This is a genomic window from Pseudomonas sp. BC42, from assembly GCF_021560055.1.
GTDB lineage: Bacteria > Pseudomonadota > Gammaproteobacteria > Pseudomonadales > Pseudomonadaceae > Aquipseudomonas.
Map to the genome: position 1 here is coordinate 6,483,452 of NZ_CP091067.1, position 12,931 is coordinate 6,496,382.

A 12,931-nucleotide genomic window follows, 5' to 3' on the forward strand; every position below is an offset into this window, starting at 1 on the left:
GGGTGCCCACCCTCCTCCTGCCAACCTCCCCGGCTATAGGCGTTCAAGCTGACCGATGTCATGCCCCGGCCCCGCGTTTTATCCGATAGTGCGCAGCTCGCTCCATCCGCTTGCCCGGGCTCTTCTAGACTCAAGGGGTGGTCGCATTCGGAACCGGACACGTCGCTTTCGTGCGGTTCAATCAGAGGCAGCGTGTCAAGCTGCCCTTTATGCCCTGAACAGGTGCGGCAACGACCGCACCGGGTCCAACAAGATGCCCATTCAGGGTGCATGGCCAACGGCCTGAAACGCCGCGCTACCGTGACGTGGCAAGCAGTGCCGCAGCCGACACTTTCGGACAGCCGACAACCATCAGGTGTGTCCGTGACCGTGAGGAATTGCTGTATGCCTGATGAAACGCTGCATCTGCCGTTGATCCACACCCTGCTGGAGCGCCACAAAGGCGTCCCGGGTGCGCTGTTGCCCCTTCTCCACCAGATCCAGGAAGAGCTCGGCTACATCCCCGATCTGGCCATCCCCGAGATCGCCCACGCGCTCAATCAAAGCCAGGCGGAAGTGCGCGGGGTGATCAGCTTCTACCATGATTTTCGTACCGCGCCGCCGGCGCGGCACATCCTGCGCCTGTGCCGTGCCGAGTCCTGCCAGAGCCGTGGCTCCGAGCAGCTGGCGGCGCAATTGCGCGAGCGTCTGCACCTGGATGACCACGGCAGCAGCGCCGACGGTTCCATCAGCCTGCGACCGGTGTATTGCCTGGGGGCCTGCGCCTGTTCGCCGGCCCTGGAGCTGGACGGGCAACTGCACGCCCGGGTCAGCGCCGAACGCCTGGACGCGCTGCTGGACAGCTGCCGGGAGGACGCGTGATGCCGAGCCTCTATCTGCCCTGTGATTCCCTGGCCCGGGCCGTGGGCGCCGATGCGGTGGCCGAGGCCATCGCCGCCCAGGCCGAGCAGCGCCACCTGCCGTTGCAACTGCAACGCACCAGCTCCCGTGGCCTGTACTGGCTGGAGCCGCTATTGGAAGTCGACACCCCGGACGGACGCCTGGGCTTTGGTCCGCTGAGCGTCGCCGACGTGCCTTCGTTGCTCGATGCCCTGCAAGGCGATCCCGCCAGCCATCCCCTGGCCCTGGGCCGGGTGGAAGACCTGCCCTATCTGAAAAGCCAGCAACGCCTGCTGTTCGCCCGCGCCGGCATAACCCGGCCGCTGTCCCTGGCGGACTATCGGGCCCATGGCGGCTTCGAGGGCATGGGCCGCGCCATCGCCCTGGGCGGTGAGCAGACCGTGGCCGCGGTGCTCGATTCCGGCCTGCGTGGCCGTGGCGGCGCGGCGTTCCCCGCCGGGATCAAATGGCGCACCGTGCGCGACACGCCGCCGCAGCAGAAGTACGTGGTGTGCAACGCCGACGAAGGCGACTCCGGCACCTTCGCCGACCGCATGCTGATGGAAGGCGACCCCTTCCTGCTGATCGAAGGCATGGCCATTGCCGGCCTCGCGGTCGGCGCCAGCTACGGCTACATCTACGTGCGCTCGGAATACCCCCAGGCGGTGGCGACCCTGCGCGAGGCCCTGGACATCGCCCGGGACGCCGGTTACCTCGGGAGCAATCTCGGCGGCAGCGGCCAGGCCTTCGACCTGGAGGTACGGGTCGGCGCCGGGGCCTATATCTGCGGCGAGGAAACCGCCCTGCTGGACTCCCTGGAAGGCAAGCGCGGCATCGTCCGCGCCAAGCCGCCGATCCCGGCGCTGCAAGGCCTGTTCGGCCAGCCGACCCTGGTGCACAACGTGCTGACCCTGGCCTCGGTGCCGCTGATCCTGGAAAAGGGCGCAGCCTTCTATCGCGACTACGGCATGGGCCGCTCCCTGGGCACCATGCCCTTCCAGCTGGCGGGCAACGTGCGTCACGGCGGGCTGGTGGAACGGGCCTTCGGCCTGACCCTGCGCGAGCTGGTGGAAGGCTACGGCGGCGGCACCGCCAGCGGCCGGCCGCTGAAGGCCGCGCAAGTGGGCGGCCCGCTGGGCGCCTGGGTGCCGCCGGCGCAGTTTGATACGCCGCTGGATTACGAAGCCTTCGCCGCCATGGGCGCGATGCTCGGCCACGGTGGCGTGGTGGTGGCCGATGACAGCCTGGACATGGCCCACATGGCGCGCTTCGCCCTGCAATTCTGCGCCGAGGAATCCTGCGGCAAATGCACCCCGTGCCGCATCGGTTCGACCCGCGGCGTGGAGGTCATCGACCGTCTGCTGGCGGCCCCCGATCAAGGCCGCCGCGACGAGCAGGCGCTGATCCTCAAAGACCTGTGCGACACCCTGCAATACGGCTCGCTGTGCGCCCTGGGCGGGATGACGTCCTACCCGGTGGCCAGCGCCCTGAAGCACTTCCCCGCCGACTTCGGTCTGGCGCCCTCGGAGGCCGAGCAATGATCAGTATCTTCGACCCAGCCACAGACATCGACCTCAATGCCGTGGACTTCGGCACCCCGGCCCGCGACAGCCAGGTGCAGGTCAGCCTGAACATCGACGGGCGCAGCATCAGCGTGCCCCAGGGCACTTCGGTAATGCGCGCCGCGGCCCTGCTGGGCACCACCATCCCCAAGCTCTGCGCCACCGACAGCCTGGAAGCCTTCGGCTCGTGCCGCATGTGCCTGGTGGAGATCGACGGCATGCGCGGCTACCCGGCCTCCTGCACCACCCCCGTCAGCGAAGGCATGGTGGTGCATACGCAAACGCCGAAGCTGGCGACCCTGCGGCGCAACGTGATGGAGCTGTACATCTCCGACCACCCGCTGGACTGCCTGACCTGCTCGGCCAACGGCAACTGCGAACTGCAGACCGTGGCCGGCCAGGTGGGCCTGCGGGAAGTGCGCTACGGCTATGACGGCGCCAACCACCTGGACGATCAGAAAGACACCTCCAACCCCTACTTCGACTACGACCCGAGCAAGTGCATCGTCTGCAACCGCTGCGTGCGCGCCTGCGAGGAAACCCAGGGCACCTTCGCCCTGACCATCAGCGGCCGCGGCTTCGAGTCCCGGGTCGCGGCGGCCGGTGGCGACAACTTCCTGGACTCCGAATGCGTGTCCTGCGGTGCCTGCGTGCAGGCCTGCCCCACCGCGACCCTGATGGAAAAAAGCGTGGTGGAAATGGGCCAGCCGGAACGGGCGGTGATCACCACCTGTGCCTACTGCGGGGTCGGCTGCTCGTTCCGCGCCGAGATGAAGGGCGACCAGCTGGTGCGCATGGTTCCGGACAAGAACGGCCAGGCCAACCACGGCCATTCCTGCGTCAAGGGCCGCTTCGCCTGGGGCTACGCCACCCACCCGGACCGCATCACCAAGCCGATGATCCGCAAGCACATCAGCGATCCGTGGCAGGAAGTCAGCTGGGACGAGGCGGTGACCTACGCCGCCAGCGAGCTGCGGCGCATCCAGCTCAAGTACGGCCGCGACTCCATCGGCGGCATCACCTCCAGCCGCTGCACCAACGAAGAAACCTACCTGGTGCAGAAACTGGTGCGGGCGGCCTTCGGCAACAACAACGTCGACACCTGCGCCCGGGTCTGCCACTCGCCCACCGGCTACGGCCTCAAGCAGACCCTGGGGGAATCCGCCGGCACCCAGAGCTTCGACTCGGTGATGCAGGCCGACGTGATCCTGGTGATGGGCGCCAACCCCAGCGACGCGCACCCGGTGTTCGGTTCCCAGCTCAAGCGGCGCCTGCGTGAAGGGGCCAAGCTGATCGTCATCGACCCACGGCGCATCGATCTGGTGGACTCGGTGCACGCCCGCGCCGAACTGCACCTGGCCCTGCGCCCGGGCACCAACGTGGCCATGCTCAATGCCCTGGCCCATGTGATCGTTACCGAGGGCCTGGTCAACCAGGCATTCGTCGAGGCCCGGTGCGAGCCGGAAGCCTTCGCCCAGTGGAGCGCCTTCGTCAGCCGCGCCGACAACTCGCCGGAAGTGCTCGGCGCCATCTGCGGCGTGCCCGCTGCCGACATCCGCGCCGCCGCGCGCCTGTACGCCACCGGCGGCAACGCGGCGATCTACTACGGCCTGGGCGTCACCGAACACAGCCAGGGCAGCACCTCGGTGATGGGCATCGCCAACCTGGCCATGGCCACCGGCAACATCGGTCGCGAAGGGGTGGGGGTGAACCCGCTGCGGGGGCAGAACAACGTCCAGGGTTCCTGCGACATGGGCTCCTTTCCCCACGAGCTGCCGGGCTACCGGCACATCTCCAACCAGGCGGTGCGCCAGGAGTTCGAGCAGGCCTGGAACGTCACCCTGCAAGCCGACCCCGGGCTGCGCATTCCCAACATGTTCGAAGCGGCCCTGGGCGGCAGCTTCAAGGGCCTGTACTGCCAGGGCGAAGACATCGCCCAGAGCGACCCCAACACCCAGCACGTGACCGCGGCCCTGTCGGCCATGGAGTGCGTGGTGGTGCAGGACATCTTCCTCAACGAAACCGCCAAGTTCGCCCACGTGTTCCTGCCGGGCAGCTCGTTCCTGGAAAAGGACGGCACCTTCACCAACGCCGAACGGCGCATCTCGCGGGTGCGCAAGGTCATGGAGCCCCTGGGCGGCAAGGCCGACTGGGAAGGCACCCTGGCCCTGGCGGCGGCCCTGGGCTACCCGATGCACTACAACCATCCCTCGGAAATCATGGATGAAATCGCCCGCCTGACCCCGACCTTCACCGGCGTCAGCTACGCCAGCCTGGATCGCCACGGCAGCCTGCAATGGCCGTGCAACGACGCCGCGCCGGACGGCACGCCGACCATGCACATCGACGAGTTCGTGCGCGGCAAGGGGCGCTTCATGCTCACCGGCTACGTGCCCACCGACGAGAAGGTCAATGGCCGCTACCCGCTGCTGCTGACCACCGGCCGGATCCTCAGCCAGTACAACGTCGGCGCCCAGACCCGACGCACCGACAACGTTGCCTGGCACGCCGAAGACCGCCTGGAAATCCACCCCACCGACGCCGAGAGCCGGGGCATCAACGAAGGCGACTGGGTGGGCATCGGCAGCCGCGCCGGGCAGACCGTGCTGCGCGCCCGGGTCACCGAGCGGGTGGCGCCGGGGGTGGTCTACACCACCTTCCACTTCCCCGAATCGGGGGCCAACGTGATCACCACCGACAACTCCGACTGGGCCACCAACTGTCCGGAGTACAAGGTCACGGCGGTGGAAGTCAGCCGCGTCTACCACCCTTCCGAATGGCAGAAGCGCTACCAGGCATTCAGCGACGAACAGCATCGCCTGCTGGATGAACGCCGGCGCTCCCGGGGCGGCAAGGCGGAGGTGCGCCGATGAGCACCGCCAACCTGATCAAGATGGCCAACCAGATCGCCGCGTACTTTGCCAACGAGCCGGATCAGGCACAGGCGGTGCTGAGCGTGCGCAACCACATGCAGATGTTCTGGACCCCGGCCATGCGCAAGGACCTGCTGGCCTGGCAGACCGAGCAGCAAGGTGCCGAACTACACCCACTGGTGCAGCAAGCGCTGCGCGACACCGGCTGGGAGGCCTGACCCCGTACGCCCCGGCCTGTAGCAGCAGGCCGGGGAACCCTGCAGCGACTCAGTTACCCGGGCACCGTCTGTCCACCGGTGGCTTGGTCTGGAGCGCCAGCGGCATCACCGCCCCCGGCTTGCCCAGAGGCAACAGCTGGTACACCGCAAAGACACACATCGCAGCAGTTTCGCCACTGGCCTGGGGGATGTAGTTCAGGCCGACGTAGGCTTCGTAACTCTTGCCCGGCTCGAACATCACCACCTTCTTCACCTCGGGACAGGTGCGATAGCTGCTGCCGGATCCAGCGGCCGACACCCCGCCCCCTTCCAGCAGGAAAGGCCGACCCGCCGGCACCCGATACTCGGTGACAATCTCGTGGTACGCGCCCTCGCCCATGCGGATCGAGCCGACGTAGGCCGGCAGCTTCGGCGCGAAGCGCGGCAGCATGTCGATCTGCCGCGGCTGCAACGGAAACTGCGGGTAATTGATATTGGCTTGCTGATTGCTGCCAAAACGCCCGGCCTTGGCCAGGCGCTTGCTGTCCCCCAGGCAACCGGCATAAGCCTCCCCACGCACTTCACCGTTGGTGATCACCCGCAACTGCGCGGTCGGCACGCTCAGGGGCGGTTCCGAATAGGGCAACACCGGTTTGACACTGCACGCGCCGAGCAACGACAGCAGCGCCAGCAAGGTGATGTTTCTGGGTTTCATGACTGATCCTTCCTTTGTTTGCAGCGGCATGAGCGGCTGGGCAGGCTATCGGCCGCGTGCCGGCAGTCTGCACTGGACCTTCCGCGATCCGCCACTGGCTCACCGCCTCATCGCGCCTGGGCCCCGAGTGCCGGGAAGCCCTACGACAGAGCTGGCGCAGGCCCACGCAAAAATAGTCAGATTTCAGGGGTTTACAGAACCCCGCCAATCGCTATAATCGTCGCCCTAACACGCCGGTATAGCTCAGTTGGTAGAGCAACTGACTTGTAATCAGTAGGTCCCGGGTTCGACTCCTGGTGCCGGCACCATACAAAACGAAGCCCCTGCAGCAATGCAGGGGCTTTGTTGTTTCCGTACCTCAGAAAAGCCTCACGTCATGTCGTGAGAGCGCCCACAAATTGTCCGCACCTACGCTTTCGCTTCCTGGCCTGCACATTTTTCTTGAGCGTCTCGTCATGCACTCAAAGCCTGCTTTCTTGTGAACGTTATCTGCTCATTCACCAGAAACGCAGATTTTGCCGACACATAAAGCCACTGCCCTCCTGCGCCTTCGATCACTCATAAAATTTCACCTCGCATCGTTAAGGCAGAGCCGTGGCTGACCAACAGCACGTATCGAAATCGAGCTCAAGCACTGATACCGAAGCCAACGAATTGGATAACCGCAACATCCCCAAATCACCGCACTTCATGCTCCAATACCCGCCGATCCCCGTTGTACACAGGCCGCCCATGAAGTCCATTTCCCTATCGATCCTGACCCTGTTGCTCCACTCCCTGCTGTTCAGCGCTCCGGCCCTGGCCGGCGATGCCGAAGCCGGCGCCAAGCTGTTCAAGCGCTTGTGCAGCGGCTGCCACAATATCGGTCCTTCGGTGCGCAGTTCGTTCGGGCCGCAGCTCAATGGCATCATCGATCGCCCGGCTGGCAGTGCCACGGACTATCAATATTCAACCGCCATGAAGTCGTCGGGCATCGTCTGGACCCGGGACAAACTCATCCAGTACCTGGAAGACCCAAAGGCCGTGGTGCCCGGTACCCGGATGATTTTCTGGGGGCTGAGCGATGAAGAAAAAATCGATAATCTGCTGGCCTATCTGCAGACCTTCCCTACCCCCTGATCTGCGCTCGCTTGCCTACAAGGATGTTTTGATGAAATTTGCTCTGCCGTCGCTCGTCGTCACGGGCCTGGCCCTGGCTGTGTGCATGTCCCAGGTGCAGGCCGCCGGTTTTGACTGCGCCAAAGCCTCGACCCTGGTGGAAAAAACCGTCTGCGCCACGCCGACCCTGTCCGCCAAGGACGATGAGTTGAACCGCCGCTACCAGGCCCTCAAGCACCTGCAGGTGTTTCGCCTGTTGCAAACCCAGTGGCTGCGGGAAGTGCGCGACACCTGCATCGACAGCGACTGCCTGGAGTCCGCCTACCGGGCCCAGGTGAAGATGCTCGGGCTGTTGCCGATCCCTCCGGCGCCCGGCAAGGACGAGCTGCTGCCCATGGATCCCACCCGTCAGTACCGCCTGCAGGACCCTGATGACTGGCAGCGCTTCACCCTGGCCAGGTTCACCGCCGCCCCGCCCCAGGGCGATCAGCAGATCGTCGACGCCCAGGTGCTGGAGGGCGTGCTGCATGTGGTGCTGTTCGTCGGTCAGTACCAGAGAGGGCGGGAAGGCTATGTCGGCACCCTCTACGAATACGCCGACGACCAGCCCGGCCTGCACCCCATCGCTCGGGATATCGGTTTTGTCGGCTGGGCCCTGCCGGGGGCCAACGATCAGGGCCAGCGCTTCGCCGGGATCGTTGACGGGGTGTTTTACTACCGCCAGCGCAGCGGCGGCGAGCTGCAGCAGGGCATGCGCTATCGCCTGGGCTCGCGCAGTGCTCCCGAGGCCAGCCAGCTGGTGTTCCAGTCGCTCTCCAACACCCTGCGCCATGCCCGAGCGCGGGTCGGCCAGGATCTGAATCAGGAGAACTACAGCCTGTCCCTGGACTACGACCGGCAGAGCAACAACACCTACTCCGAGAACGTCACCGAACACAATGAAGTCGAGTCCGGCTGGAGCATCGTCAATCCCACCTGGAGCGAAACCCGCCCGGTGATGTATTTCGATAACGAAGGGCCGCGGGCCTGTATCTGGCGGGTCGACGTGCAGCACAAGGTGCTGTCCAAGATCGTCCCGGAGCATGAGGCGATCTCCGCCCGTCCTGTGGATATCCATGGCCGTGAGGCGGTGGTGTACCTGGAAGGCAATCAGCTGAAATTCGCGATCAATCCGGATGACTGATGGGCAAGGTTGCTGAACAAAAAGGCTCGCCATACGGCGAGCCTTTTTTATTGCGTCGGCAAGGCTCTGCTCAGGGCAGGCTGATCTGGTATTCGGCCAGTTTGGCCTGGTGCTGCGGTTCGACGTACTTCTGGTCCACCCGCTTGGCGAACTGGGTAAAGTCGGCGCGAGCATCGTCGGTCAGGCCCAGTTTTTCGTAGGCCAAACCACGATGGTAGAAGGCCCAGGCATAGTCCGGCTGCTTTTGCAGACCGGCGCTATAGGCTTCAGCCGCCTCACGGTATCGCCCCAGGTCGTAGAGGGCCTGGCCCAGGTGGTAGTAGGTCGGCATGTTGAACCCGCTGCCCTTGCCCGCCTCGCCCAGGTTGGCGTCGAGGTTGGACTGCACCAGTTGCAGGGCCTTTTGCGGGTTGCCCGATTCACGATAAAGACGGCTCAGGTCCAGCACCGCACGGGCATCAGGTTTGGGCCCCAGTTCGATGGATTTTTCCTTGGCGCTGATGGCTTCCGGGTAACGCTTGAAGCTGGCGTAGGCGTCGGACTTCAGCCAGTACACCAGGCTCTGCATCGGCTTGGACAGTTGGTTTTTCGACAGGCACAGGTCGGCCTCTTGCAGCACCACATCGAACTTCTCGGCCTTGGAGGCCTGGCCCACCAGGCGGCAATGGGCGTAGTTGATCTGGTCCTGGCTCTGCAGGCTGGCACAGCCAGTGACGGCAAGGGCACACACAAGCAGGATCGACCCGCGTACAGACAATGAAGGCATGTTGTTCAATCCAGCAGGTGAGCGTTGAGGTCAGGGCGATAGACCTGCAGCAGTGGCGCGGTAACCGTGCCCTGCAGGCTGCAGAAGATCGTGGTGCGACCTGAGATCGGCGCGCTGGCGATGCCTTTGTCGATGCTCAATACCCGCTCGACGAAACCGAACGGCGTGGCCACGCCGCCGCCGACCAGACCTTCGGTGCGCCAGCTGTCGATAGGGTCGCCCACCCGGCGGATCTCCACCCGGACCATGGCGCTGCGGTCTGCCTTCAGGCGGTGGTTGTCCACCAGTAGAGGTTTGAGCGCTGCGGCCACTTCACGGGGCTCACCCTCGGCAATAAACCCCCAGAACAGCAGGTTACCCACCGACTTCAGCGACTGGGCTTCGTTGTAGTAGCCCAGCAAGCGCACGCCGTTGACCAGCAGCGGCTGTTCGAACGCCTGGTAGCGGCCGCCTTCCTGCAAGGGGTTCAGGATCTTGGGCGCACTCACCGCACCGTACTTGGCCACGGTCAAGGTCGCGGCCGGCAGTTGGGCGGTGTTCAGGCTCTGGAAAAACTGCGCATCGCAGCGTGAGAACTGGCTGAGCAACTGCTCGGATGCAGTCGCTGGCTGGCCGTGGGCGATGCTGGCGACGCCCAGCAGGCACAGGCCGGATAACAGGGTACGGAACATCGAAATCATCCGTGACAGGAAGGAGCCGCGGACTGTAGCAAGATTGATATCGACCAACCACTCGCCGAAAATCCCGGTGCCCCGTGACCAGGCCATTCATGGCCAGACCTGCCTGCCCCCCAAGGACCACCCGCAGATGGAACTGTCAGAAAGACTACTGAAAATCCTCAAGAACAACCCCAGCTGGATCGGGCGGGTGTATGAGTCATTCATCATTTCGGCGATCAAGGACTTCGAGCGCAACAATCCGCCGGTCCATAGCCCTGACTTTAAGCCAGAGACCAACCGTAGGCCTTACGGTTACCTGCACAACAAGCTGTTCGACCCGGTCAGCGAAGACAATGGCGAAAGCGATGTGGCGGATATTTACTTTGGCTATCCGCAACCGCTCCTGGATTCGTGCAAGGTCACCACTGACCGCCTGAACGAAGACACAGACTGGTTCTGCCGAACCACCTGGAACGGCTGGGCGGTGGAGGTCAAAACCAAGCTCGTCGACAAGACAGAGCGACCTCTTCGTCACCTGGCCCATGCCAACGAACTGAAAACTGCGCTACCGGTGTCTCCCAAGGCAGCCTGGATGCAGACCCGCAATGGCAAGGAATTAACCAGTAATCAGCTCAAACGACGCTGGGCAGACCTCTACGTTTATATCCTCTACCAACTCGACGACGGTATTCCGGACTTCACGGGCGCTACCGGCACCTACATCATGGTGATCCCGACCTTCATCTTGAATGAAGCATTGAAAGACACTGACGAAAACGCGGAGACCATACAGCTCAACAAGCTCATGAAGGTTCTGGCCCCTCACCACCTGCGCTACTTCACCTACCTGACGGAACACATTCCAGGGAAAATGCTTCATCTCGCCAGCGAACATTGGCAAGAAATGTTTGCCTACAAGCGCGAAGGCGACGCCTTGAAAAGACAGTGGTACGAAAACATCCACCTGCCCTCTCTGGCAAAACCCCGCAAGCGATAACCGAACATGAAAAAGCCCCGAACCAGTCGGGGCTTTTTTGCACGACAACCACCCAGAGTCAGGTGGTGATCAAGCGCTCATCAGAACACGTTGATCGGGTAGTCGACGAACACGCGCAGTTCGTTGCCACCTTTGTTGTACTCATACGACTTCTGCGACACACGCAGAACCGAGCTGCGCACTTTGACGCTCAGGTCCTTGGCCGGGCCGCTCTGCACCACGTACTTGAGCTGGTTGAAGATTTCTCGCTCGCTGCCACCCGTGCTGTTGACGGTGGTGATGTTGTCGCCACGCACGTAGGCCACGTTGTAGGTCAGGCCCGGTACGCCGAAGGCGCCGAAGTCCAGACCGTAGCCCAGTTGCCAGCTGCGTTCGTCTTCCGCGTTGAAGTCGGACCAGTAGGAGTTGGCCAGGTAGATGGTGTTGCCGCCATCACCCACATAGCCGGACTTCTGATAACCGCCATAGGCGTAGCCCAGGTGGCTGTCGCCGGTGCTGCGCTGATGGGCGACGGTGAACGAGTGCGGGCCAGTGGCGAAGGTCGCCGCCAGGCTCCAGATCTTGTTGTCCTGGCCGCCGGCGTTGAGGCCCTTGGCGAAGGATTTGTCCAGCTTGGTGCGGTAACCGTTGAAGTCCAGGGTCAGGGACTGGTCGGTGGCCAGTGGGAACACGTAGTTGAGGTTCACGTATTGTTTCTTCAGCACGTCTTCGACGTCGGAAGCGTACAGCGCGCCCTTGAACTGTTCGGTGAACTGGTAGCTACCGCCCAATACGTTGATCGACTTCAGACCGCCGCTGTCACGGCCTTCGGCGCTCTTGCGCGATTCGGCGGTGAAGTGACCGGCGTTCAGCTCCAGGCCCTTGATCTCCTTGGAGGTGATCAGGGTGCCGGTGTAGCTTTCCGGCAGCAGACGCGAGCTGTCGTAGTTGAGTACCGGCAGGGCCGGCATCTGGTCACCGTAGGTCAGCACAGTGTTGGACAGGCGGAACTTGACCGCCGCACCGAACTTGCTCAGGTCATCGGCGGCGTTGCCGCTGTCGCCTTGCTTGAAGAAGTCGATACCGCCAGCGCCGCTGCGGCCCTTGCCGCCGTCCAGGCGCAGTGCGTACAGGCCGAAGGCATCAACGCCCACGCCCACGGTGCCTTGGGTGAAACCGGAAGAAAAGGTGCCGATGGCAGCCTGGCCCCACTCGGCCTTGTCCTTGTTACGGTCTTTGTAGTCACGGTTGATGTAGGCGTTGCGCAGCAGCACTTTCAGGCTGCTGTCTTCGACAAAACCCTTGGCATCGGCCTGGCCGTCGGCCATGGCTTGTGTAGCGCTCAAAATCCCCAGTGCAATCAAGCAAATCCGCTGTTTCAACATTTTATTTTCCTTATTACGGTTAGAGACGCGCTGTGAGCACTCACGGCTATGGCGTTTAAACGCTCTTCTACCGATGAAACAAAAAGACCCGCCCGCGAAGGATCGCGGCGGGCCTTTTATTATTCTGAAATATGGCTCTTGGCCACAGGCGTTGGGGGCGAATCCTATCTGCGCCCTGAACAACGTGTCAATTTCGTGAATCGTCTTTGAATAGCTGAAAATATTCTAAGAACTGCGGGCTAGAGCATTGCCAGCTGCACGCTATGGCTGTCGACGAATTGTTCGAAGTGGGTGACTTTGCCGTTTTTGAGGGTCCACAAGTGGGCCACTCGCACATCGATCGGCTTGCCCGAGGCCTTGTAGATGCCTTGGTAGTTGCCATAGGCGAACACCTTGTCGCCCTGGGCCACGTAGTTTTCCACCTTGAAAGTGAAGTCATGCCATTCCGAGCCCAGGCGCTTGAAGACATGCTCCAGCACCGCCTCGAAACCGACGTAGGTGCCGGCATAGGGAAAGCCCGCCGCTTCGGTCCAACGTGCGTCGGGGGCCAGGGCCGCGGCGGTGTTGCGCGCATTTTCCTGGGAGTTGGCACCTTCGTAGGTGCTCTTGATCAACGCGAGGTTATCCATGGGTGACTC

The 12,931-nt window shown here is 63.3% G+C and carries 12 protein-coding genes and 1 tRNA gene; 8 read left to right on the top strand and 5 right to left on the bottom strand.

The genetic code is table 11. The features are described 5' to 3' along the window. The first annotated feature begins 384 nt into the window (after window positions 1-384). From L1O02_RS29295 to L1O02_RS29310, 4 genes are read left to right on the top strand one after another with little or no spacing between them, the layout of a single operon-like run. Window positions 385-861, top strand: a complete 477-nt coding sequence (locus L1O02_RS29295) for a formate dehydrogenase subunit gamma (RefSeq protein WP_108545862.1) — start codon at window positions 385-387, stop codon at window positions 859-861. Then, window positions 861-2,420 carry a formate dehydrogenase beta subunit gene (locus tag L1O02_RS29300; protein ID WP_235759223.1) on the top strand — a complete coding sequence of 520 codons (1,560 nt, stop codon included), beginning with the start codon at window positions 861-863 and terminating at the stop codon, window positions 2,418-2,420. The genes L1O02_RS29295 and L1O02_RS29300 overlap by 1 nt, the downstream gene beginning before the upstream one ends. Further along, window positions 2,417-5,314, top strand: a complete 2,898-nt coding sequence (fdhF, locus tag L1O02_RS29305; RefSeq protein ID WP_060842199.1) for a formate dehydrogenase subunit alpha — start codon at window positions 2,417-2,419, stop codon at window positions 5,312-5,314. The genes L1O02_RS29300 and fdhF overlap by 4 nt, the downstream gene beginning before the upstream one ends. Then, window positions 5,311-5,532 (top strand): formate dehydrogenase subunit delta, encoded by a 222-nt coding sequence (locus tag L1O02_RS29310; protein ID WP_060837073.1) that lies wholly within the window; start codon window positions 5,311-5,313, stop codon window positions 5,530-5,532. The genes fdhF and L1O02_RS29310 overlap by 4 nt, the downstream gene beginning before the upstream one ends. Before the next feature lie 49 nt (window positions 5,533-5,581). On the opposite strand, the gene L1O02_RS29315 is transcribed toward L1O02_RS29310, so the two are convergent. Further along, a complete protein-coding gene (locus L1O02_RS29315) occupies window positions 5,582-6,226 on the bottom strand; it encodes a hypothetical protein (RefSeq protein ID WP_060837072.1) in 645 nt (214 codons plus the stop codon). 232 nt (window positions 6,227-6,458) lie between these two features. Between L1O02_RS29315 and L1O02_RS29320 the strand changes: the two genes are divergently transcribed. From L1O02_RS29320 to L1O02_RS29330, 3 genes are all read left to right on the top strand, one after another. Beyond that, a tRNA-Thr gene (locus tag L1O02_RS29320) sits at window positions 6,459-6,534 on the top strand. A 424-nt stretch (window positions 6,535-6,958) separates the two neighbouring features. Next, entirely contained in the window at window positions 6,959-7,345 is a 387-nt protein-coding gene (locus tag L1O02_RS29325) for a cytochrome c family protein (RefSeq protein ID WP_108545860.1), read from the top strand. Between the two features lie 31 nt (window positions 7,346-7,376). Beyond that, on the top strand, window positions 7,377-8,507 hold the full coding sequence (locus L1O02_RS29330; protein WP_108545859.1) for a hypothetical protein: 1,131 nt from the start codon (window positions 7,377-7,379) through the stop codon (window positions 8,505-8,507). Window positions 8,508-8,577: 70 nt separating this feature from the next. On the opposite strand, the gene L1O02_RS29335 is transcribed toward L1O02_RS29330, so the two are convergent. Both L1O02_RS29335 and L1O02_RS29340 read right to left on the bottom strand, forming a co-directional pair. Then, on the bottom strand, window positions 8,578-9,273 hold the full coding sequence (locus L1O02_RS29335) for a tetratricopeptide repeat protein (RefSeq protein WP_108545858.1): 696 nt from the start codon (window positions 9,271-9,273) through the stop codon (window positions 8,578-8,580). 5 nt (window positions 9,274-9,278) lie between these two features. After that, entirely contained in the window at window positions 9,279-9,944 is a 666-nt protein-coding gene (locus L1O02_RS29340; RefSeq protein WP_235759225.1) for a hypothetical protein, read from the bottom strand. A gap of 136 nt (window positions 9,945-10,080) precedes the next feature. Here L1O02_RS29340 and L1O02_RS29345 point away from each other — a divergent pair, with 136 nt between their 5' ends. Continuing rightward, entirely contained in the window at window positions 10,081-10,929 is an 849-nt protein-coding gene (locus L1O02_RS29345) for a hypothetical protein (protein ID WP_146189223.1), read from the top strand. Between the two features lie 80 nt (window positions 10,930-11,009). On the opposite strand, the gene L1O02_RS29350 is transcribed toward L1O02_RS29345, so the two are convergent. Then, window positions 11,010-12,293: an OprD family porin gene (locus L1O02_RS29350; protein WP_108545855.1), complete on the bottom strand. Its 1,284-nt coding sequence runs from the start codon at window positions 12,291-12,293 to the stop codon at window positions 11,010-11,012. Between the two features lie 239 nt (window positions 12,294-12,532). Continuing rightward, window positions 12,533-12,922, bottom strand: a complete 390-nt coding sequence (locus L1O02_RS29355) for a nuclear transport factor 2 family protein (protein ID WP_016963609.1) — start codon at window positions 12,920-12,922, stop codon at window positions 12,533-12,535. Window positions 12,923-12,931 lie beyond the last annotated feature (9 nt).